Consider the following 21207-nt stretch of genomic DNA (forward strand, 5'->3'; position numbering starts at 1 on the left):
CGCAGTGCATGACGACACTAGCTGCCGCGGTAGGTCGAATAGCTGTAAGGCGAGATCAGCAGCGGAACGTGGTAATGGTCCTGGGCGGCGTCGATGCCGAAGCGCAGCACCACCACGTCGAGGAATGCCGGTTCGGCGAGGGCGATGCCGCAGGCGCGGTAGTAGTCGCCGGCGTGGAAGTGCAGCTGATAAACGCCCGAACGGTAGTCCTCACCTTCGAGCAGCGGCGCGCCGCAACGCCCGTCGTCGTTACTGCGCGTAAGGGTGATCAGGTGCAACTCGGCGCCTTCGACGCGATACAGCTCGATCAGGATGTCGCGGCCCGGCCGGCCCTGCGAGGCATCCAGTACGTGGGTAGTCAGTCGTCCCATTGTGATCGCGGCCGCGCCGCGCCTCCTCGGATGTAAGCCCGCGATACGGGCGGATTGAACGGACAGCTGTGGATTGTTGCACAGCGCGGCGCGCGTCACGGACGCAAACCCCCGCTCGGACGAATCGGCCGAGAATCAGGTGCGCTGCGGCTTTCATGGAAAACTCCTGACCAGGTAGGCAAGTTTTTTGCTACGGTTTTCGGTCGTGGACGACGCCGGCCTCGACGCACGATAACTGTTCGCAAAGCATAATCAAATCTGTATACAATTTCTTCACGCATGTACCTCCAAAATCCCAAGGACAGCTGCCGTGAGTGCCGAATACCCCCGCGACCTGATCGGTTATGCCGATCGCCCTCCTCATCCGCAGTGGCCCGGCGAGGCGCGCATCGCGCTTTCCTTCGTGCTCAATTACGAGGAAGGCGGCGAACGCAACATCCTTCATGGCGACAAGGAGTCCGAGGCATTCCTCTCCGAGATGGTCGCCGCGCAGCCGCTGCAGGGCGTGCGCAACATGAGCATGGAATCGCTCTATGAATACGGCAGCCGCGCCGGCGTCTGGCGACTGCTCAAGCTGTTCGACAAACACGCCATCCCGCTGACCATCTTCGCCGTGGCCATGGCCGCGCAGCGTCATCCGGATGTCATCCGCGCGATGGTCGCCGCCGACCACGAGATCTGCAGCCACGGCCTGCGCTGGATCGACTACCAATATATGGACGAAGCCCAGGAGCGCGAGCACCTGAACGAAGCCGTGCGCATCCTCACCGAACTCACCGGCGAGCGCCCGCTCGGCTGGTACACCGGGCGCACCGGCCCTAACACCCGGCGCCTGGTGCGCGAGGAAGGCGGCTTCCTCTATGACTCCGACACCTACGACGACGACCTGCCCTACTGGGACCCGGAAAGCCCGGACAAGGCGCATCTGGTGATCCCCTACACCCTCGACACCAACGACATGCGCTTCACCCAGGTGCAGGGTTTCAACAAGGGCGACGATTTCTTCGAGTACCTGAAGGACGCCTTCGACGTGCTCTACGCCGAAGGCCAGGCCGGCGCGCCGAAGATGCTTTCCATCGGCATGCATTGCCGCCTGCTCGGCCGCCCGGCGCGACTCGCGGCGCTGCAGCGCTTCCTCGACTACGTGAAGGGCCACGACAAGGTCTGGTTCGCCCGCCGCGTCGACATCGCCCGCCACTGGCACGTCACTCATCCGTTCAAGGGAGGCCGTGCATGAGCCGTTTCCGCACCCTGACGCCGTCGACGCTGGATCGCGCAGCCTTCATCGAGGCCTTCGCCGACATCTACGAGCACTCGCCCTGGGTCGCCGAGCGCACCTTCGACCAGGGCGTCGAAGCCGGCCTCGACGAAGTCGAAGTGTTGCAGGCGCGGATGGCCGCCGTGCTGCTCGCTGCCAGCCACGCCGAACAACTGGCCCTGATCAACGCCCACCCGGACCTGGCCGGCAAGGCCGCCGTGCGCGGCGAGCTGACCGCCGCCTCCACCTCCGAACAGTCCGGCGCCGGCATCCACGAATGCACCGCCGAGGAGTTCGCCCGCTTCACCGAGCTCAACGACGCCTACAAGGCGCGCTTCGGCTTCCCCTTCATCATGGCGGTGAAAGGCAGCAACCGGCACCAGATCCTCGCCGCCTTCGAGGAACGCATCCACCACTCGCCAGAGCAGGAATTCGCCCGCGCCCTGGCCGAAATAAACAAGATCGCGCTGTTCCGCCTGCAAGCGCTGTAACCGACGAGAAGACCATGAAGACCTACGCCGCACCCTTCGAGAAATACCTCAACCTCGCCGACGCCCGCCTCGGCACCAAGGCCCTGTCGGTCACCGACGACTGGTTCGCCGACGTCAACCGCCTGTTCCAGCCGACGCCGGCGGTGTGGAAGGAAGGCGTGTTCGACGACAACGGCAAGTGGATGGACGGCTGGGAGTCGCGGCGCAAGCGCTTCGAGGGGTACGACAGCGCGGTGATCCGTCTGGGCATCGCCGGCTCGATCAAGGGCGTCGACATCGACACCAGCCACTTCACCGGCAACTACCCGCCGTCCGCCTCGCTGGAGGCCTGCTTCGTCGCCGAGGGCGATCCGAGCGACGCCACCGAGTGGACCGAGGTGCTCCCCGCCGTCGAACTGCAGGGCAACAGCCACCACTACCACGCCGTCGCCGACGACCGCCCGTGGACTCATCTGCGCTTCAACATCTACCCGGACGGCGGCGTGGCACGCCTGCGCGTCTACGGCATTCCGCACCGTGACTGGTCCGCGCAAAGCGCCGACGAACAGATCGACCTCGCCTCGGCGCTCAACGGCGGCCGCGCCCTGGCCTGTTCCGACGAGCACTACGGCAGCATGGGCAACCTGCTCAACCCCGGCCGCGGAGTGAACATGGGCGACGGATGGGAAACCGCACGTCGCCGCACACCCGGCAACGACTGGGTGATCATCGCCCTCGGCCATCCGGGCGAGATCGAGCGGATCGTCGTCGACACCCTGCACTTCAAGGGCAACTACCCGGACAGCTGCTCGATCCAGGCGGCGTTCGTCAAAGGCGGCACCGACAGCCAGATCGAGACCCAGAGCCTGTTCTGGCGCGAACTGCTGCCCAGCCAGAAGCTGCAGATGCACCAGGAACACGAGTTCGCCGAACAGATCGCCCAGCTCGGCCCGATTACCCACGTGCGCCTGAACGTGTTCCCGGACGGTGGCGTCAGCCGCCTGCGCCTGTTCGGCAAGCTGGCGAAGTAAGTACCGAAGCCTCTCTTCCCGAGAAGGGAGGACGTTCACTCAGGAAAGCGGACTGCCATGCGTACACTGATCATCGAGCCCCTGACCAAGGAAGCCTTCGCCCCCTTCGGCGACGTCATCGAAACCGAAGGCAGCGACTTCTTCATGATCAACAACGGCTCCACCCGCCGCTATCACAAGCTGGCCACGGTGGAGACCCACCTGTCCGACGACCAGGCGATCATCAGCATCTTCCGCGCCGAGGCGCTGGCGATGCCGCTGACCATCCGCATGCTCGAACGCCACCCGCAGGGCAGCCAGGCCTTCGTGCCGCTGCTCGGCAAGCCGTTCCTGGTGGTGGTCGCCCCGCCCGGCGACTGCCCCGATCCGGCGCAGGTGCGCGCCTTCATCAGCGACGGCCGCCAGGGCGTGAACTATCGTCGCGGCGTCTGGCATCACCCGGTACTGGCGATCGCCGCGCGGGACGACTTCCTCGTGGTCGACCGCAGCGGCGCCGGCAACAACTGCGACGAACATTTTTTCGACGAGAGCGAGCAGTTGCTCCTCGACCCCGAGCTTTGAAGGACTGGCAGCCGCCGCTGCAGGCATGAGGTAGAAATCTTGGAAGCACATTTGACCGAATGGCTGAACCTGACCATTCGCTGGATACACATGATCGTCGGGGTCGCCTGGATCGGCGCTTCCTTCTATTTCGTCTGGCTGGAGAACAACCTGGACCGGCGCAGCCCGCGCGAAGGGCTATCCGGCGACCTCTGGGCAATCCACGGCGGCGGTATCTACCACCTGGAAAAGTACAAGCTCGCGCCGCCGCAGATGCCGGAGAACCTGCACTGGTTCAAGTGGGAGGCCTACAGCACCTGGCTTTCCGGCTTCGCCCTGCTGATGGTGGTCTACTACCTGAACCCCGGCGTCTACCTGCTGGCACCGGGCAGCTCGCTGAGCCCGGCGCAGGCGGTGATGGTGGGCCTGGGCGCGCTGATCGCCGGCTGGTTCATCTATGACCTGCTCTGCGAATCCGCCCTCGGCAAGCATCCGGCGCTGCTCGGCCTGACCCTCTTCGTACTGATCGTGTTCGCCGCCTGGGGCTTCTCCCAGGTGTTCAGCGGTCGCGCCGCCTACATCCATACCGGTGCGCTGATCGGCACCATCATGGTCGGCAACGTGTTCCGCACCATCATGCCGGCGCAACGCGCGCTGGTGGCGGCCATTGAGCAGAACCGCGAACCCGATCCGGCGCTTCCGGCCAAGGGCCTGCTGCGCTCGCGGCACAACAACTACTTCACCCTGCCCGTGCTGTTCATCATGATCAGCAACCACTTCCCGAGCACCTACGGCAGCCACTACAACTGGCTGATCCTCGCCGCCATCTCCGTGCTCGCCGTGCTGGTCCGCCACTACTTCAACACCCGCCACGCCACCGGCAAGTTCGCCTGGGCGCTGCCGCTGGCGGCGCTGGGCATGATCAGCCTGGCGTTCGTCACCTCGGGAAAACTCGGCACGCCCGCCAGCCCCGCGCCGAACGCACAGCCGGCCGCCCAGCAGGCACCGGCAGCCCGCGAGTTCGACAAGGTCAGTGCGGTGATTCACGAACGCTGCACGGTCTGCCATTCGGCGCAGCCGACCAGTCCGCTGTTCAGCGCTGCGCCGGCGGGGGTGATGTTCGACACGCCGCAGCAGATCCAGCAGATGGCACCGCGCATCCAGGCACAAGCGGTGACAAACCAGATCATGCCGCTGGGCAACATCACCCAGATGACCCAGCAGGAACGCGACCTGATCGGCGCCTGGATCGCCAACGGCGCGGCACTGGACAAATGAAGGGAGCCTCTGCCGCCTCAGCGTGCGGCGGAGCGCTCAGCGAAGAAAAGCGACTATCTGGTCAGAATCGAACGGCCAGCCCAGTTCGGCCCACGAATCGCAGCGGCGCAGTACCGGAATCGACAGCCCGTACTGCTCCACCCACTCCTCCCGCTCGGCGATGTCCACCAACTCGACCAGCAGGCCGTTCTCGACGAACGGCATGAGCATGGCCTCCGCCAACTCGCACAAATGGCAGCCCGAAGTCCCCAACAGCTGGCATTCCGGAAGCATCTCGACGCTCCTGTAAAAACATCTCGCCGCAGTCTACCACCGGCTGTCCAAGCGCAACGCCAGGCTGTAGGATCAACCCGTCCAAGGAAGGGGATGCGCTTGGAGTTCGGGGGAGGAAGTCGGTTCCCTGCCTGGATCTCTTCCCAGAGGCGCCCTGGCCCTTTGGTAAGTCCTGACAAGCCGACTAAAGTCTAAGCGCCCAAACAGTGACTACATGTTTTATTTCATCGCGCCGTAACCGGTCGGTCACGAATCGACCAGCATATACACGAGGAGACAACAATAATGAGCAGCACCCCACTTGCCCGCGCTATCGCTCTCGCAGCCCTGGGCGCCAGCATCGCAGTGCCCTCCTTGGCTCAGGCCGAGTTCCTGAAGGACAGCAAGGTCAGCCTGGCCCTGCGCAACTTCTATTACGACAACGATAACCGCGATCCCTATACAGGGTCCGCCCCCACGACTCCGAATGGTTACGATCAGCGCGAATGGGCGCAGGCGTTCCGTGCTGACTACATCTCCGGCTTCACCGAAGGCACCGTCGGCTTCGGCCTTGATGTGCAGGGGCTGCTTGCGCTTCATCTCGATGGGGGCCGTGGTCACCACCCAAACAGCAACAGCTTTATCCCCAGCGATAGCGATGGCTCGGCAGTAGGAGCCTGGAACCGGATGGGCGCGACTGCCAAGGCTCGCTTTTCCAAGTCTGAACTGCGCTACGGCAACACATTGATGCCGAGCCTGCCGGTAGTCCTGTCGAACGATTCGCGCGTGCTGCCGCAGGCCTACGAAGGCGGCATGGTCACCTCGAAGGAAATCGACAACGTAGTGTTCAGCGCAGGCCAACTCAGCCATGTGATTAGCCGCGCATCGAGCAACTACACCAGTCTGTCGGTTGCGGGCGGTAGCCGCGGCAGCAACCAGTTCCGCTTCGCCGGCGCCGACTGGAAGGTCAACAAGAATCTGACCCTCCAGTACTACTACGCGAACCTGGAAAACTACTACGACCAGCACTTCGCCGGCCTGACCCACATTTACCCGATCAGCGACAACCAGTCGTTCAAGACCGACCTGCGCTACTTCAAATCCGGAGATGACGGCAAGAACGGCCAGGCGGGCTATGCGTTCAACAACAACGGTGGCTACGCTAAGAACGCAGGAGAGGTAGACAACACTACTTGGAGCGCCATGTTCACCTACAGCCTCGGCGGTCACGCGCTGATGCTCGGCCACCAGCGCGTATCGGATGACGGCGGCTTCGTCTGGCTGAACCAGGGTAGCGTTACCGGCGCGAGTGGCGGCAACGAGGGCAACGGTGGCTCCGACTTCTACCTGTTCACCAACGCCATGGTTAACCAGTTCGCCCGTGCAGGCGAAAACTCCACCTTCGGTCAATACAGCTATGACTTCGCCAAAGTCGGAATTCCGGGCCTGAAGGCCTCGGTCGCCTACATCAGCGGCGACGACATCAAGGCAACGAATGGTGTTGGCAAGGACCAGAGCGAGTGGGAACGCGACGAGCGTATCGACTACGTCTTCCAGGAAGGCGCGCTCAAAGGCTTTGGCGTGACCCTGCGTCATGGTACCTACCGCGGCTACACCGGTGCGGCCAACGCCGATACCGACCAAACCCGCCTGATCTTCAACTACACCCTGCAACTGATGTAATCAGCGGCAGAAAAAAAGCCCGCCTCACGGCGGGTTTTTTTTGCCCGCGAATCGGTGCCCGACGCCCATGGCAATGACAAACGTCCAGCAAGCCGCCACTATCGGCATGCGTTGCGCTCACCCCGCACGGGAAGGGAGCGCAAGCTATGCACGACGCACCAGGAATGCTCAGACAGTCGTCTCGACCGCCTCGGGAACCTTGCCGCAAGCCAGGGGCTCGAAAGATGGAGACACTCACCAGTGGCAATAGCCCAAAGGAGATTGACGTGGCCGTACAAGACACCCTGAATCCTTCCGTGAACGACGAACTCGACCCGCTCGCCCAGATCGACGTGCCCGAGCACAAGCGCAACTTGCGCGACGCCCAGGAGGCGCTCGCCGCCGAGTTCCAGACCCTGATCGCCGACACCGAGCGTCTGCTGCAGCACACCAAGGAAGTCGCTGGCGCCCAGGCGGACGAACTGCGGGTCAAGATCAACGAGAACATCACCCGCGCCAAGGGCATGCTCAAGGAGCGCGAGAACGTCTGCCGAGACCAGAGCAAGGCCGCGATCGAGGCGACCGAAGAGTACGTGCACCTGCATCCGTGGCAGTCGATCGGTATCGCCGCAGGTGTCGGTTTCCTGCTCGGACTGATCAGCCGCCGCTAAGGAGAACCAATGGACGCTTCGCCATCTGAAAACGCTCCCAAGCCCTCGCTGAAGAAGCTGGGCGGAGCGTTCGTCGGGCTCATGCAGGGTCATCTGGAGCTGATCGGAATAGAGCTTCAGGAAGAGAAATCGAGAACCTTCCAACTGTTCATCTTTTCCGGTCTGAGTCTGTTCTTCGGGCTCCTGGTGACCATCGGCATTTCGGCCGCCATCCTGATCGGTTTCTGGGACAGCTACCGGCTCGCGGCCATCATCGGGTTGTGCGTCGTGTATGGCCTGGGACTGATCATCTGCGTGCTGCGCGCGGTCCGGCTTGCCGAGATGGCCAGCGTTCCGTTCCAGGCGACCGTCGAAGAACTCGCCCGCAATCGGGAGCGACTCCTGCCATGAGCCATCTTTCCAGTGCTACCCGACGCGCCATGCGCAAGGACCTCGTCCGCCTGCGCATGGAGATGCACCGCCAACAGTTGCTGTACCACTCGCAGCCGTTATCGCACCCCTTGCAGCAGGCGAAACAGTTCATGTCCGCCCGCAGTTCCGCCTCGACGAACAAGACGCCGCTGGTGATCGGTGCGGGGATCGTGCTGACGCTGTTCGGCAAGCGCCTGGGCATGCTGGGCAAGATCGCCCGGCTTGGGCTGGCGGTCTATCCGCTGGTCAAGGCGTTCGGTTCCGTCGAGAAAAAAACCGTCGTGGTCGAACGTCCCGTCGTGCGACCTTAGTAAAAGGCCGGCGCAGCGCTGGCCGCATTCTTGCAAACAGTGGGAAACAATTCGGCCGAAACTCGTTACCATGCCTTTGAATTGTTTCCCTTTCTCTGATCAAGGATGCGTCCGTGATAAACGGGCAAGCAGTAGCATTTTTCCAACCGTTCATCGATACCGCCACCGGCCTTATCGCAGGCGTCGAGGCCCTGGGTCGACTGCGCCAGGAGGACGGCGCCGTATCGTCCGTCGGCCCCCTCTTCGTCGATCCCAAGGTTTCCCCCAGCGCGCTGCGCAGACTCGATCGCCAGATTCGCGATAACGCCCTGAGCCGCCTGGACGAAGCGCCCGCCGACTGGTTTCTCAGCATCAACATCTCGCCGCGCTGGATCAGCCGCCTGCGACCCAGCCAGCCGCTTCCCAGCCTCAAGCAACTGCGCGCCCACGGCATTGCGCCGGAACGCATCGTTTTCGAAATCACCGAACTGGGCGGCGCGAGCCTGCGCCTGCCGGAAGTTGTCCAACGCTATCGCGAGGCCGGCGCCCGCATCGCTATCGATGACTTCGGCGCCGGTTACTCGCAGCTGGATCGCGTGCTGGCACTGCAGCCGGACATCCTCAAGCTCGACATGCGCCTGTTCCAGGAAGCCGCCCGTGGCGGGCCGAGCGGAGAGGTGGTCAAGGCCCTGGCGCAGATGGCCGAGAAGACCGGTTGCTGGATCATCGCCGAGGGCGTGGAGACCGAGGCCGAGCTGGATTTCGCCCTCGAATGTGGCGCCCGCTACGTGCAGGGCTACCTGTTCGCCCGGCCGGAGGAGAACTTCTTCCCCTCGGACGCCTTCGTCGAGCGCTTCGCTGCGCTGCGCGAGCATTACGTGCAGCGCAAGCTGGCCGAACGCGCGCGACTGGTGGCGCTGCGTCAGCAACTCACTCAACTGATGAGCAGCCTGCGCACACTGGCTTCCGACGGTTTTCCCCACAGCATTCCGCCACCGGTCCAGTACCCGTGGCTGCTGCGGGTCTACGAGTGCGATCGCCACGGCACCCAGGTCAGCCCCAACCTGGAGTGGCGTAACGGCGCCTGGCACGAAGATACGCGCTACCTGAACCACAACTGGTCGTGGCGCCCGTACTTCTACCAGTTGCTCGCCGAGGGCTGGGAAGAGCGCCGCCTGACGCTCTCCAGCACCTACCGCGACGCCACGACCAACCAGTACTGCCTGACCGTCGGGCTGTTCATCGACAACGGTCGGCGCCTGTTGCTGGTGGATATCGACGCGGCCGGACTCTGACGCGCGGGACGCGCCGACGTTGCCGGTCGGGCCGGCTTGAATAGACCGGCCACAACCGGGAAGCTAGCGGGTCCATTCATCCACGATGAGTACCCGCTTTGGATTGGCAGACCCTGCTCACCCGCGAACGCCTCGGCAAGTCCCTGCAGAACACCGAAGAACTGGGACGCAGCCCTTTCCACAAGGACCACGACCGGATCATCTTCTCGGGCGCGTTCCGCCGCCTGGGGCGCAAGACCCAGGTTCATCCGGTCACCAGCAACGACCATATCCACACACGCCTGACCCACTCGCTGGAAGTCAGCTGCGTCGGCCGCTCGCTGGGCATGCGAGCCGGCGAGGTGCTGCGCGATGAGCTGCCGGACTGGTGCGATCCCGCCGACCTGGGAATGATCGTGCAATCGGCCTGCCTGGCCCACGACATCGGCAACCCGCCGTTCGGCCACTCCGGCGAAGACGCCATCCGCCACTGGTTCCTACAGGCCGCCGGGCGCGGCTGGCTGGACGACATGAGCGATGTCGAGCGGGCCGACTTCCTCAACTTCGAAGGCAACGCCCAGGGTTTTCGCGTGCTCACCCAGCTGGAATACCACCAGTTCGACGGCGGCACGCGGCTCACCTACGCAACGCTCGGCACCTACCTGAAATACCCCTGGACGTCCCGCCACGCGCAGTCGCCCGGCTACAAGAAGCACAAGTTCGGCTGCTACCAGAGCGAGCTGCCGCTGCTCGAGCAGATAGTCGGAAAGCTCGGCCTGCCGCTGCTGGAGGAGCAACGCTGGGCGCGTCATCCGCTGGTCTACCTGATGGAGGCCGCGGACGACATCTGTTACGCGCTGATCGACCTGGAGGATGGCCTGGAGATGGAGCTGCTCGACTACAGCGAGGTCGAGGAACTGCTGCTCGACCTGGTAGAAGGCGACCTCCCCGAAACCTACCGCCAGCTGGGCCCGAAGGACTCGCGGCGGCGCAAGCTGGCGATCCTCCGCGGCAAGGCCATCGAGCACCTGACCAACGCCGCGGCCCAGGCTTTCGTCGAACAGCAAGGCGCGCTGCTTGCCGGTACCCTGCAAGGCGATCTGGTCGAGCACATGCAGGGCTCGGCGAAACACTGCGTGCTGCGCGCCAAGGCCATCGCGCGGGAGCGGATTTTCCAGGACAAGCGCAAGACGCTGCACGAGATCGGCGCCTATACGACCCTGGAAATCCTCCTCAATGCCTTCTGCGGCGCGGCGCTGGAGCAGCACGGCGGTCGCACGCCGTCGTTCAAGCACCAGCGGATACTCGACCTGCTCGGCAACAACGCCCCGAAGCCCGATAGCTCGCTGCACCACTCGTTCCTGCGCATGATCGATTTCATCGCCGGCATGACCGACAGCTATGCCAGCGAGATGGCGCGGGAAATGACCGGTCGCTCGGCGCCGACCTGAGGCGCTCCGGCAGGCCGGCATCGGGCGCGGACGGATCGGAGGGAACGACCGGGGCGAACCGTCAGTCTATGAGCGCTGACGGGCCGCACGGCCACGAAGACGATGTCACGCCCTACGAGGTACGGCAGCCTGAGGAAAACCAGCACCGATGCACAGGGTTCTACGCACAAGCCTGACCTGGAAAGCGCAACCGCCCGCCTGGGGACCGGCGATGGTGGCGGGTATCGGCTGTGGATTGCCCCTGCTCCTCGGGCTGTTCAGCGCCCACCCCGGATTTCTCTGGGCCTCGGTCGGCGCGTTCCAGGCATCCCAGGCCAATCCGCTGCATCGCCTGGGCATGTTGCGCATGCTCCTGCTGATCGCGCTGGGTGCCTGCAGCGCCGCGCTGGGTTTCTGGGCCGCGCCCTGGCCCACAAGCAGCCTGCTGCTGTTCGCGGCCTTCGGCCTGCTGCTCGCCTGGCTACAGCGCTTCGGCAACGAGGCGGGCAAGCTCGGCGTCGGGCTGGCGGTCTGCCTGAGCCTGGGACACGGCCAGCAGGCGATGGGCGCATTGCACAACCCTTACGCGGTCGCCGCGCTGTTCGTCCTCGGCGGTCTCTGGGTGACGCTGCTCGCCTTCGCCCTGCGCGGTGGCCATGGCTTGCGCATGTGGCCGCGCCTGCCGCGCTTCGTCTCGCTGCTCAAGGTGCTTCGCCGCCACGCGCAGCGCCTGCCCCGCCGCGAATGGCGCCTGCATGCGTTGGGCTGCATGCTGGCCTGCGGGCTGGCCGGCCTGCTGGTGAACCTCGCCGATCTGCCGCGCGGGTACTGGCTGACGGTGGCGGTCATCACCACCCTGCAACTGGAGTTCCACAACAGCCTGGTGCGCGCCGTACAGGCCAGCGCCGCCAGCCTGGCGGCCGCCACCCTGCTGGTGTTCATCGGCCATAGCTTGCAAAGCCCGGCGTTGATGGTGGCGACGCTGCTGCCGCTGATCGTTCTGAGCCGCGCCTTCCAGGTCAACCATTACGGGCTGTTCGTGCTGCAGACGACCTTCTGCTTCGTGCTGCTGTCGGAGAGTCTGTCGCGCGACTGGCATCTGCCGGGCGTGCGCCTTCTCAACTCGCTGCTTGGGGTGGCATTGGCGTTGCTGGTAGCCCAGGTGATCGACCTGCTGCGCAAGCGTCTGGACCGAAAAGCGGAACCGGCGGATACCGGCGAAAGGCGGGAGTGACGCGGTGCTGCGATCGCGGGCGCGTTCCGTGACGGAGCCGCGCCTGCGCTCAGGTTTTACGCCGGGTTGATCGGGTTTTCCGGATACCAGACGTCCATCAGCGGGCTGAGCTTGTACTCGGTCAGTTCGCTGCGGCCCTTCAGCCAGGCTTCGACCTGGGTACGCTGTTCTTCGTCGACCGAACCGCGCTTGCCGAGGCAGACGAAGCCGTAGTCGTCGCCGCCGACATAGCTCAGGCCATTGGCCGCGATGGCATTGTCGAGGAAGGCATCGAGGAAATCGTCGATCGCCTTGTCGTCGAGGCCGTCTTTGTAGGTCAGGTTCAGCTCGAAGCCCAGCTCCTGGAATTCATCGACGCAGAGTTTCTTGCGCAGGCGGCGGGAACGGTTGGTAGCCATGGAGTAAGTCCTCGAGAGTGATAAACGCGCGGCACTCTAGCAGTTTAGCCGGCCGCGCGCCCGCCTCCATGGCGCCGAAGGGAAATAACGGCGCCTCAATCATCGTTCGGCAGCGCCGCGGCCTTCGGGCATAATGCGGCCACTTCCCTGACGATGTGGGAATTTCCCCCTATGCCACGCTTCGCTTTCTTTCTCCTACCCATGACTCGAATTCTTCGCCGCCTGGCCCTTACCAGCCTGCTGCCGCTCGCCATCGGCGCGCCCTCCTTCAGCTTCGCCGCCAATGTCAGCACCGCGCTGCCGGACAAGGTGCAGCAGACGCTGAAGGCCAACAAGATCTCGCCCAACTCCCTCTCCCTGGTGGCCATACCGCTCAACGGCCCGGGCCAGACCACCATCTACAACGCCGACGTGTCGGTGAACCCGGCGTCCACCATGAAACTGGTGACCACCTACGCCGCCCTGGAAATGCTCGGCCCGACCTACCAGTGGCGCACCGAGTTCTACGCCGACGGGCAGCTCAAGGATGGCGTGCTCAACGGCAACCTCTACCTCAAGGGCGGCGGCGATCCCAAGCTGAACATGGAGAAGCTCTGGCTGCTGATGCGCGACCTGCGCGCCAACGGCGTACAGAAAGTCACCGGCGACCTGGTGCTCGACCGCAGCTACTTCATCCAGCCCAACCTGCCGGAGTTCAACGACGACGGCGGCGACAGCAACAAGCCGTTCCTGGTCCGCCCGGACTCGCTGCTGATCAACCTAAAGGCCATGCGCTTCATCGCCCGCACCGACAGCGGCAAGGTTTCGGTCGCGGTCGAACCGCCGATGGCCAACGTGCAGATCGACAACCGGGTCAAGCCGCTGAAGGCGAGCAAGTGCAAGACCTACCCGGACGTCGTCTACAACTCGGTGAACAACCCCGACGGCGGCGTCACCGTGACGGCCAGCGGCGAACTGGCCGAAGGTTGCAGCGCACAGACCTACCTGTCGCTGCTCGATCACAAGGACTACGCCGCCGGCGCCGTGCGGGCGATCTGGCAGGAACTGGGCGGCAGCATCCTCGGCGGCAACCGCGTCGACGTGGTGCCCAAGGACGCCCGCCTGCTGGCCCGTGCCTATTCGCCGGACCTGGTCGAGATCATCCGCGACATCAACAAGTTCAGTAACAACACCATGGCCCAGCAGCTGTTCCTCAGCCTCGGCGCGCAGTTCCGCAACGACGCCGATGGCGACGACGGCAAGGCCGCGCAACGCGTGGTGCGCCAGTGGCTGGCGAAGAAAGGACTGACCGCGCCGCACCTGGTGATGGAGAACGGCTCCGGGTTGTCGCGTGACGAGCGGGTCAGTGCGCGCGAGATGGCGACACTGCTGCAAGCCGCGTGGGGAAGCCGTTATGCCGCGGAGTACATCTCCTCGCTGCCCCTGGCGGCGATGGACGGGACGATGCGCAAGCGCCTGCACAAAACCGCCCTGGTCGGCGAGGCCCACATCAAGACCGGCACGCTGAACAACGTGCGCGCCATCGCCGGTTTCAGTCGCGACATCAACGGCAACACCTGGGCGGTGGTGGCGATCCTCAACGATCCGCGGCCGTGGGGCGCCTCTTCGGTGCTCGACCAGATCCTCGTCGAGCTGTATCGCCAGCCCAAGCTCGCCAACAGCACCGCCACCCGTTGAGGTCCACGGGCGCGCGGTCAGCGATGACGGCGCGCCTGCTGCTCAACCGTAGTTCACCACCACCCGATCCCTGCCCGCCTGCTTCGCCGCGTAGACGCCTGCGTCCGCCCGGCGCAGCAACGCGTCGGCGTCCTCTCCCGGCTGCCACAGGGCCACGCCGAAACTGGCAGTGACCACACCCACGCCCTCCACCGGATCGCGGCGCAGCTCTTCGAGCAGCGCGCGGGCGAGGATGTCCGCCTGTTGCAGGTCGGTATCCGGGCAGAGCACGGCGAACTCCTCGCCGCCCAGGCGACAGAACACGTCGCTGCGCCGCACCCGGTGGCAGATGCGCTGGCTGATCCGCTTGAGCACCAGATCCCCGGTGCCGTGACCGAACTGGTCGTTGATCTGCTTGAAGCGATCGATGTCCAGCATCACCACCGACAGCGCGCCGGGATGGCGCTGCAAACGCACGATCTGGATTTCCAGCTGCTGCTGGAAGTAGCGGCGGTTGTACACGCCGGTGAGCGAATCGGTGATCGACAGCTCACGCAGTTCCTGTTCGACCAGCTTGAGGCCAGTGATGTCGGAGAGGTAGCCGTGCCAGAGCACCGCGCCGTCCGCCAGCCGCTCGGGCAGCGCCTCGGCGCGGAACCAGCGCAACCCTTTGCCGGGCAGCAGCGCGCGATAGTCCTCGGTCCAGAAGCTCAGGCGTTCGGCCGAACGCTGGATGGACTCATCGACCCGCGCGCGGTCGTCCGGATGCACGCGCTCGTGGATCAGCGACGCATCCCGGCGCAACGCCTCGGGCTCGATCTCGTAGACCTCGCGGATTCCCGCGCTGACGTAGGGATAGTTGGCGGTGCCGTCCGGGTTCAACTGGTACTGATAGATCACCCCGGGCACCCGCGAGCTGAGTTTCTCCAGCAACTGATCGCGCGCCTCGAGCGCCGCGCGCACGCGACGCCGCTCGGTGATGTCGGTGGCGATGCCGAGAATACCGACCAGCCTGTCCGCCTCGTCGCGAATGCCGGTGAGGAACAGGTTGACGGTGAGCCTGCTGCCGTCGCGGCGAACGAATGTCCATTCGCGCTCGTCATGGCGATTCTCCCGGAGCACCTCGAAGGCGATGGCCTCCAGGGGTTCCACCGGCCTGCCCAGCTGTTGGCCGAGTTCCTCGGCCCGCCGCTGCAGTTCTGCGGGATCATGCAGTTGCAGCACGCTCAGCTGGCCGACGGCTTCCTGCGCCGAATAGCCAAGCATGCGCTGGGCGCCGACGTTGAACGTCATCACCTGGCCCTGCATGTCCGTCGCGACGATGGACACCTGGGTCGCCGCGTCCAGCAGTCCGCTCAACTGGCCGTGGGCGCGCGCCAGTTCCAGCTCCGCCGCCTTGCGCCAACTGACATCGGAATGCGTGCCGATGGCGCGGGTGGCCTTGCCCTCGGCGTCGCGCTCGACCACCTTGCCGCGGTCCAGAATCCAGGCCCAGGTGCCGTCGCGACGCTGCATGCGGTACTCGCACAGGTAGCTCGGCAGCTCGCCGTCGAAGTGCCGCTGCAGGGTGTTCAACGCGCGCGGCAGGTCGTCCGGGTGCACCCGCTTGCTCCACTCGTCCAGGCTGTTACCGATGTCTTCCTCCGCATAACCCAGCCCGCTCTTCCAGGCGCCGGAGAAGAACATGGTGTCGGTGCGCATGTCCCAGTCCCAGACCCCGTCGCCCGAGCCGTCCAGGGCGAAGCTCCAGCGCCGCTCACTGGCCGCCAGCTCCTGCTCGCGAGCCCGCAGGTCGGCAGTGCGCTCGGTGACCAGCGCCAGGGCTCGCTGGCGCTGGTTGACCAGGCTGTAGAGGAACGCACTGATCAGCAGCGTGAGGACGATGCCGAACAACACCACCCAGATCACCAGCGGCGACTGGTTGGCCTGCATGAACAGGTCGGTCGGCTGGATTCTCAGCTCGAACAGCCGGTTATCCAGGGGAAATTGCAAGGCGTAACGCATGTCGCTGCGCGCCGCGAGGTCCTCGGAACGGTACAACGACTGTGGCGAGTCGCCCGTCACGTCAAGCAATTCGACCATCAGGTTGTGCCGGCTCTTGTCGGAGATGCCCGACTCCATGAGGCTCTGCAGGCTCACCAGCGCCCCCACGTAGCCCTGCAGCGCCCCGCTCGGCGATATCGGCGTGGCGTTGTAGACCGGAGCGAAGATCAGCAGCCCGCGATCCTGCGGGCGGCGGCTGCCGAACAGCGCGATGCTTTCGGAAATGATCGTACGGTTCTCCGTCCGCGCGCGGTCGAGCAACGGCTGCAGCGAGCCGTAGGACAGCAGGTCGAAGCCCAGCGGCCGGCGCGGCGCCTGATGCGAGACGCTGTAGAGCAAGGGGAAGTATTCGGCGCGTTCGCCGGCCGGGCGCAGCGCCAGATCGTCCCCTTCCGGATCGGCGAGCTCGCGGATGCGGAAGTCTGCCACGCCATCCTGGCGTACGGCGGCCTCGAAGGCGTCGCGGGCACTCGCCTCGATGCGCGGATACCAGGTCAGCGCGAAGGTGTCGTTCAGCAGTGGCTCGCTGTAGCCCTCGAAAGACCGGCGATCGACGTCCTCAGAAAAAACGAAGAACCGCCGCAGCGCGTCCAGACGCTTGGTCTGGTCGATCAGCCGCTCCCGAGCCAGGCTGGCACGCTCGACGGCGGCTAGCTCGAAACGCTCCTGCAACTGCTTCTCATAGAAGTGCCGCGTGACGATGGAGACCGCGACGGTGATCAGCGCGCCCAGAATCAGCGACGCGCCGATGGTCATCCAGCCAGCCGTGGCTGGATCTATGTAGCCCCGATTCTTCTTGAACGCGTTCGGTCGCTTCATACACCACTCTGTTGGGGAGAGGACGGCCTGCCCAGCGCGGTTTGCTCAGCCGTTTAGCGGCTGAAAACGCCAGGCGCGGTGGATACGCGGGTTGCGGGCGAAATCGGCGGCGATGGTCTCGGCGCTGATTTCCTCCACCCGGTAACGCAGGGCAAGTGCCTCATCGAGCTGGAACTTGCGGAAATTGTTGGAAAAATAGACTACGCCACCGGGCGCCAGGCGTGCCATCGCCAGGTCCAGCAACTGCACATGGTCGCGCTGCACGTCGAACACGCCCTCCATGCGCTTGGAATTGGAGAAGGTCGGCGGGTCGATGAAGATCAGCTCGTACTGGTTGGTGTCGGCGGCCAGCCAGGCCATCACGTCGCCCTGTTCCAGGCGGTTCTTGTCGGAGAAGCCATTGAGCGACAGGTTGCGCCGCGCCCAGTCCAGGTAGGTCTTCGAAAGGTCGACGCTGGTGGTGGTCCGCGCGCCGCCCTTGGCCGCGTGCACGGTGGCCGTGGCGGTGTAGCAGAACAGGTTGAGGAAGCGCTTGCCGGCCGCCTCGCGCTGGATGCGCAGGCGCAACGGGCGGTGGTCCAGGAACAGCCCGGTGTCGAGGTAGTCGGTGAGATTGACCAGCAACTTGACGCCGCCCTCGCTGACTTCGACGAACGTGCCTTGGGCGCTCTGCCGCTCGTACTGCTTGGTGCCGCTCTGGCGCTCGCGTCGCTTGATGATCACCCGGCTCTTGTCGACGTTCAGCGCCTGCGGGATCGCCGCCAGGGCATCGAACAGGCGAGCCTGGGCCTTTTCCGGATCGATCGACTTGGGCGCGGCGTATTCCTGCACGTGCACCCAGTCGTGGTACAGATCGACGGCCAGGGCGTACTCCGGCATGTCGGCGTCATACACGCGGTAGCAGTCGATGCCCTCGCGCCTGGCCCATTTGCCCAATTGCTTGAGGTTCTTCTGCAGGCGGTTGGCGAACATCTGCCCGCCTTCGCTCAGACGAGCCTGCTCGACCACCGGCGCGGGCGCTGGCGTCGGTTTGATCGGGTTGCCGTTCCGGTTGAGCTTCGGCGCTTGCGCGGTTTCCTCGGCGTGCGCCTGCGCCTGCGCCTGCGCCTGCGCCTGCTCGCGTTCGACCTGACGCTGCTCCGCCGTGCGCCGCGCGCCGGTGACGAACTGATCCGGCTGCACCTTGATCAGCAGCAGCTTGCAGGGCAAGGCACCGTTCCAGAACGCGTACTGCTTGTGGCTGCGGATGCCCATGCGCTTGCCGAGGTCCGGCGCGCCGGTGAACACCGCCGCCTCCCAGCCCATGCACGCCTGGCGCAGACGTTCGCCGAGGTTCTGGTAGAGGTACAGCAGGCTCGCCTCGTCGCCCAGACGCTCGCCGTAGGGCGGGTTGCTGATGACCAGGCCTTTCTGGTTCTGGTCCGGGCGCGGCTCGAAGGTCGCCACTTCGCCCTGGTAGACCTTGATCCAGTCACTCAGCCCGGCACGTTCGATGTTGTTGCGCGCAGGCTGGATCAGCCGCGGATCGGCCTCGTAGCCGCGAATCCACAGCGGCGGCCGCGCCAGGCCGGCGGCGGCACGCTCCTGGGCTTCGCCCTGCAGCTTCTTCCACAAGGCCGGCACGTGGCCCAGCCATTCGCTGAAACCCCACTGCTCGCGGGTCAGGTTCGGCGCGATGTCGGCGGCGATCATCGCCGCCTCCACCAGGAAAGTGCCGACACCGCACATGGGGTCCGCCAGCGCTCCGCCCTCGGCGGCGATGCGCGGCCAGCCGGCACGGATCAGGACCGCCGCGGCGAGGTTTTCCTTCAGCGGCGCCGCGCCCTGCTGCAGGCGGTAGCCGCGCTGGTGCAGGCTGTGCCCGGACAGGTCGAGGGACAGGATCGCCTCGCCGCGGTCCAGGCGCAGGTGCACGCGCAGATGCGGGTTAATCTTGTCCACCGAGGGCCGCGTGCCGTCGGGCTGGCGCAGGCGATCGACGATCGCATCCTTGACCTTCAGCGCGCCGAAGTGGGTGTTGTCGATGCCGGAACCATGACCGCTGAACTCCACCGCCAGGCTGCCGTCAGGCTGTAGATGTTCGCTCCAGTCGATGGCATGAACGCCGTCGTACAGCGATTCAGCGTCCTTGATCGTGAAGCGGTCGAGAACCAGCAGAACGCGGTTGGCCAGGCGCGACCAGAGGCACAATTTGTAGGCCAGCTCCAGGCTGCCGAAACCGCGAATCGCCGCGGTCTGTTCGCGCGGCTCTTCCAGTCCCAGGGCAGTGGCTTCTTCGAGTAGCAGCCCTTCGAGGCTCTTGGGGCAGGTGAGAACGAGTTCGTAACGGTCCGACATGAGTTTCCAGGTGCCTGCGGCGGTCGATGACGGGCAGTGTCCGCCGCGTCAGAAAGTGGCAAAAGGTCGTAGACGACCCTTCGTCGGAATAGTGAGTCCTCACAGGCAAGAGTAGTTCGCAATAACGCCCTGGTCGGCGCCCCGTCTACTGCCGCGGTTGCGCCGGCCTTCATGCGCCGTCAGGTGCCAACCCGCCCTGTTCTTATGGCCTCACTCAGAAAAGCATTACGTGCTTATGACAAAACGATCATTCCAATGCTTCCAGGCATTGGTTAGAACTCAGTTACCCCATCGGTGCAACGCCGCTGGAAGGAGACCGCGACGCCGGCAGCGGCTCCGTCGGCAGATCGCATTCTGCCTGGCCTCGCCACGAGGCCAACGGGACATATAACAGTCAACCAGTGAGGGCAACACCCTATGAGAAGACTTAAGCGTGATCCGTTGGAACGAGCATTCTTGCGTGGTTATCAGCACGGCATTCATGGTAAATCCCGCGACCTTTGTCCTTTCACTCTTGCGGCCACCCGCCAAGCCTGGATCAACGGCTGGCGCGAGGGACGTGGCGATCAGTGGGATGGATTTACCGGCACCGCCGGCATTCATCGTCTTAACGAACTTCACGCCGTCGGCTGATCAGGATCGATTACATCTCATGAAGCGCGCCCCAACCGGGCGGCGGGCGTAGTGCCCAGGGCTCCTTCGGGAGCCCTTTTTCATGGCCCCCGAAGCTAGCGAGCCGAGCCCGGCAGCGCCGCAATGGCGTCGACGGCGGCACGGATCAGCGCCGGGCCCTTGTAGATGAACCCCGAATAGACCTGCACCAGGCTGGCGCCGGCGGCGATCTTCTCCGCCGCATGCCTACCTTCGGTGATGCCGCCCACCGCGATGATCGGCAGTCGCCCGCCCAGCTCGCCTGCCAACACCTTCACCGTATGCGTGCTCTTGTCGCGTACCGGCGCGCCGGACAACCCACCCGCCTCGTCGCCGTGCTGCAACCCTTCGACGCCTTCGCGGCCGAGCGTGGTGTTGGTGGCGATCACCGCGTCCATGCCCGCATCGCGCAGCGCCTCGGCGACCAGCACGGTTTCCTCGTCGGTCATGTCCGGGGCGATCTTGATCGCCAGCGGCACGCGTTTGCCGTGCTTCGCCGTCAGGTCTTCCTGGCGCTGGCGCAGGGCCTCGAGCAACTGCTTGAGCGAGTCGCCGAACTGCAGGCTGCGCAGCCCCGGCGTGTTCGGCGAGCTGACGTTGACCGTCACGTAGCGGGCGTGGGCGTAGACCTTGTCCAGGCAGATCAGGTAGTCGTCCACCGCGCGCTCGACCGGCGTGTCGAAGTTCTTGCCGATGTTGATGCCGAGGATGCCGTCGAACTTCGCCGCGGCGACCCGCTGCAACAGGTAGTCGACGCCGCGGTTGTTGAAGCCCATGCGGTTGATGATCGCCTCGGCTTCCTGCAGGCGGAACAGCCGTGGCTTGGGGTTGCCCGGCTGCGGACGCGGCGTGATGGTGCCGATCTCGACGAAACCGAAACCCAGCTGGGCGAACCCGTCGATGGCATCGCCGTTCTTGTCCAGACCCGCGGCCAGGCCCACCGGATTGGGAAACTCCAGACCCATCACCGACACCGGCAGTTTTGCCGGCGGCTTGGTCAGCAGGCGATTGATGCCCAGCCGCCCGCCTGCACCGATCAGGTCCAGGGACAGGTCATGGGAGGTTTCCGGGGAGAGTCTGAACAGCAGGTCGCGAGCCAGGGTATACATTGGGCGAGCTTCGGGTCGTGAG

The 21207-nt window shown here is 64.9% G+C and carries 20 protein-coding genes; 14 read left to right on the forward strand and 6 right to left on the reverse strand.

Annotated features, from left to right (window positions below; translation table 11 throughout):
• Positions 1–17 precede the first annotated feature (17 nt).
• Positions 18–371: a hydroxyisourate hydrolase gene (uraH, locus tag B2X67_RS09075; protein WP_286785283.1), complete on the reverse strand. Its 354-nt coding sequence runs from the start codon at positions 369–371 to the stop codon at positions 18–20.
• A 310-nt stretch (positions 372–681) separates the two neighbouring features.
• Between uraH and puuE the strand changes: the two genes are divergently transcribed.
• From puuE to B2X67_RS09100, 5 genes are read left to right on the forward strand one after another with little or no spacing between them, the layout of a single operon-like run.
• A complete protein-coding gene (puuE, locus tag B2X67_RS09080) occupies positions 682–1608 on the forward strand; it encodes an allantoinase PuuE (RefSeq protein WP_282341226.1) in 927 nt (308 codons plus the stop codon).
• A complete protein-coding gene (gene uraD / locus B2X67_RS09085) occupies positions 1605–2120 on the forward strand; it encodes a 2-oxo-4-hydroxy-4-carboxy-5-ureidoimidazoline decarboxylase (protein WP_282341224.1) in 516 nt (171 codons plus the stop codon). The genes puuE and uraD overlap by 4 nt, the downstream gene beginning before the upstream one ends.
• 14 nt (positions 2121–2134) lie before the next feature.
• A complete protein-coding gene (alc, locus tag B2X67_RS09090; protein WP_282341222.1) occupies positions 2135–3130 on the forward strand; it encodes an allantoicase in 996 nt (331 codons plus the stop codon).
• A gap of 57 nt (positions 3131–3187) precedes the next feature.
• Positions 3188–3691 carry an ureidoglycolate lyase gene (locus B2X67_RS09095; RefSeq protein ID WP_286785284.1) on the forward strand — a complete coding sequence of 168 codons (504 nt, stop codon included), beginning with the start codon at positions 3188–3190 and terminating at the stop codon, positions 3689–3691.
• 39 nt (positions 3692–3730) lie between these two features.
• The gene (locus B2X67_RS09100) at positions 3731–4948 is read left to right on the forward strand and encodes a urate hydroxylase PuuD (RefSeq protein ID WP_286785285.1); all 1218 of its coding nucleotides are present in this window, start codon (positions 3731–3733) and stop codon (positions 4946–4948) included.
• Positions 4949–4984: 36 nt separating this feature from the next.
• Here the strand turns inward: B2X67_RS09100 and B2X67_RS09105 are convergent, their stop codons facing one another.
• A complete protein-coding gene (locus B2X67_RS09105; protein ID WP_282341216.1) occupies positions 4985–5221 on the reverse strand; it encodes a glutaredoxin family protein in 237 nt (78 codons plus the stop codon).
• A gap of 285 nt (positions 5222–5506) precedes the next feature.
• Between B2X67_RS09105 and B2X67_RS09110 the strand changes: the two genes are divergently transcribed.
• From B2X67_RS09110 to B2X67_RS09140, 7 genes are all read left to right on the forward strand, one after another.
• Positions 5507–6883 carry an OprD family porin gene (locus B2X67_RS09110; RefSeq protein ID WP_286785286.1) on the forward strand — a complete coding sequence of 459 codons (1377 nt, stop codon included), beginning with the start codon at positions 5507–5509 and terminating at the stop codon, positions 6881–6883.
• Positions 6884–7179: 296 nt separating this feature from the next.
• Positions 7180–7533 carry a DUF883 family protein gene (locus B2X67_RS09115; protein WP_376747745.1) on the forward strand — a complete coding sequence of 118 codons (354 nt, stop codon included), beginning with the start codon at positions 7180–7182 and terminating at the stop codon, positions 7531–7533.
• 9 nt (positions 7534–7542) lie between these two features.
• A complete protein-coding gene (locus B2X67_RS09120) occupies positions 7543–7923 on the forward strand; it encodes a phage holin family protein (RefSeq protein ID WP_090231324.1) in 381 nt (126 codons plus the stop codon).
• A 29-nt stretch (positions 7924–7952) separates the two neighbouring features.
• The gene (locus B2X67_RS09125) at positions 7953–8255 is read left to right on the forward strand and encodes a hypothetical protein (RefSeq protein ID WP_376747742.1); all 303 of its coding nucleotides are present in this window, start codon (positions 7953–7955) and stop codon (positions 8253–8255) included.
• Positions 8256–8368: 113 nt separating this feature from the next.
• Positions 8369–9529 (forward strand): EAL domain-containing protein, encoded by a 1161-nt coding sequence (locus B2X67_RS09130; RefSeq protein ID WP_286785287.1) that lies wholly within the window; start codon positions 8369–8371, stop codon positions 9527–9529.
• A 98-nt stretch (positions 9530–9627) separates the two neighbouring features.
• Positions 9628–10959 (forward strand): deoxyguanosinetriphosphate triphosphohydrolase, encoded by a 1332-nt coding sequence (locus tag B2X67_RS09135; RefSeq protein WP_273232957.1) that lies wholly within the window; start codon positions 9628–9630, stop codon positions 10957–10959.
• Positions 10960–11107: 148 nt separating this feature from the next.
• Positions 11108–12172, forward strand: coding sequence for an FUSC family protein (locus B2X67_RS09140; RefSeq protein WP_286785288.1), 1065 nt, complete (start codon positions 11108–11110; stop codon positions 12170–12172).
• Positions 12173–12228: 56 nt separating this feature from the next.
• Here the strand turns inward: B2X67_RS09140 and B2X67_RS09145 are convergent, their stop codons facing one another.
• Positions 12229–12570 carry a YggL family protein gene (locus B2X67_RS09145; RefSeq protein WP_286785289.1) on the reverse strand — a complete coding sequence of 114 codons (342 nt, stop codon included), beginning with the start codon at positions 12568–12570 and terminating at the stop codon, positions 12229–12231.
• Between the two features lie 201 nt (positions 12571–12771).
• On the opposite strand from B2X67_RS09145, the gene dacB reads away from it, so the two are divergent.
• Positions 12772–14247 (forward strand): D-alanyl-D-alanine carboxypeptidase/D-alanyl-D-alanine endopeptidase, encoded by a 1476-nt coding sequence (gene dacB / locus B2X67_RS09150; RefSeq protein WP_286785313.1) that lies wholly within the window; start codon positions 12772–12774, stop codon positions 14245–14247.
• 42 nt (positions 14248–14289) lie between these two features.
• Here dacB and B2X67_RS09155 read toward each other — a convergent pair whose 3' ends face one another.
• Together B2X67_RS09155 and rlmKL are read right to left on the reverse strand one after the other, a co-directional pair.
• Complete coding sequence (locus B2X67_RS09155) at positions 14290–17088, reverse strand: sensor domain-containing diguanylate cyclase (RefSeq protein WP_286785290.1); 2799 nt, start codon at positions 17086–17088, stop codon at positions 14290–14292.
• 45 nt (positions 17089–17133) lie between these two features.
• A complete protein-coding gene (rlmKL, locus tag B2X67_RS09160; protein ID WP_286785291.1) occupies positions 17134–19425 on the reverse strand; it encodes a bifunctional 23S rRNA (guanine(2069)-N(7))-methyltransferase RlmK/23S rRNA (guanine(2445)-N(2))-methyltransferase RlmL in 2292 nt (763 codons plus the stop codon).
• Positions 19426–19842: 417 nt separating this feature from the next.
• On the opposite strand from rlmKL, the gene rmf reads away from it, so the two are divergent.
• Positions 19843–20058, forward strand: coding sequence for a ribosome modulation factor (rmf, locus tag B2X67_RS09165; RefSeq protein ID WP_090231332.1), 216 nt, complete (start codon positions 19843–19845; stop codon positions 20056–20058).
• A gap of 95 nt (positions 20059–20153) precedes the next feature.
• On the opposite strand, the gene B2X67_RS09170 is transcribed toward rmf, so the two are convergent.
• Positions 20154–21185: a quinone-dependent dihydroorotate dehydrogenase gene (locus tag B2X67_RS09170; protein ID WP_286785292.1), complete on the reverse strand. Its 1032-nt coding sequence runs from the start codon at positions 21183–21185 to the stop codon at positions 20154–20156.
• Positions 21186–21207 lie beyond the last annotated feature (22 nt).

This window comes from Pseudomonas sp. UBA3153 (assembly GCF_002364635.1).
GTDB classification, from domain to species: Bacteria; Pseudomonadota; Gammaproteobacteria; order Pseudomonadales; family Pseudomonadaceae; genus Pseudomonas_O; species Pseudomonas_O kuykendallii.

What these genes read in the sequence shown, in the direction of transcription:
- uraD (WP_282341224.1), top strand. Translation starts at nt 1,605, where the DNA reads ATGAGCCGTTTCCGCACCCTGACGCCGTCGACGCTGGATCGCGCAGCC.
- B2X67_RS09105 (WP_282341216.1), bottom strand. Translation starts at nt 5,221, where the DNA reads ATGCTTCCGGAATGCCAGCTGTTGGGGACTTCGGGCTGCCATTTGTGC.
- B2X67_RS09125 (WP_376747742.1), top strand. Translation starts at nt 7,953, where the DNA reads ATGCGCAAGGACCTCGTCCGCCTGCGCATGGAGATGCACCGCCAACAG.
- rmf (WP_090231332.1), top strand. Translation starts at nt 19,843, where the DNA reads ATGAGAAGACTTAAGCGTGATCCGTTGGAACGAGCATTCTTGCGTGGT.
- B2X67_RS09110 (WP_286785286.1), top strand. Translation starts at nt 5,507, where the DNA reads ATGAGCAGCACCCCACTTGCCCGCGCTATCGCTCTCGCAGCCCTGGGC.
- B2X67_RS09155 (WP_286785290.1), bottom strand. Translation starts at nt 17,088, where the DNA reads ATGAAGCGACCGAACGCGTTCAAGAAGAATCGGGGCTACATAGATCCA.
- B2X67_RS09095 (WP_286785284.1), top strand. Translation starts at nt 3,188, where the DNA reads ATGCGTACACTGATCATCGAGCCCCTGACCAAGGAAGCCTTCGCCCCC.
- rlmKL (WP_286785291.1), bottom strand. Translation starts at nt 19,425, where the DNA reads ATGTCGGACCGTTACGAACTCGTTCTCACCTGCCCCAAGAGCCTCGAA.
- B2X67_RS09170 (WP_286785292.1), bottom strand. Translation starts at nt 21,185, where the DNA reads ATGTATACCCTGGCTCGCGACCTGCTGTTCAGACTCTCCCCGGAAACC.
- uraH (WP_286785283.1), bottom strand. Translation starts at nt 371, where the DNA reads ATGGGACGACTGACTACCCACGTACTGGATGCCTCGCAGGGCCGGCCG.
- B2X67_RS09140 (WP_286785288.1), top strand. Translation starts at nt 11,108, where the DNA reads ATGCACAGGGTTCTACGCACAAGCCTGACCTGGAAAGCGCAACCGCCC.
- dacB (WP_286785313.1), top strand. Translation starts at nt 12,772, where the DNA reads ATGACTCGAATTCTTCGCCGCCTGGCCCTTACCAGCCTGCTGCCGCTC.
- alc (WP_282341222.1), top strand. Translation starts at nt 2,135, where the DNA reads ATGAAGACCTACGCCGCACCCTTCGAGAAATACCTCAACCTCGCCGAC.
- B2X67_RS09120 (WP_090231324.1), top strand. Translation starts at nt 7,543, where the DNA reads ATGGACGCTTCGCCATCTGAAAACGCTCCCAAGCCCTCGCTGAAGAAG.
- B2X67_RS09145 (WP_286785289.1), bottom strand. Translation starts at nt 12,570, where the DNA reads ATGGCTACCAACCGTTCCCGCCGCCTGCGCAAGAAACTCTGCGTCGAT.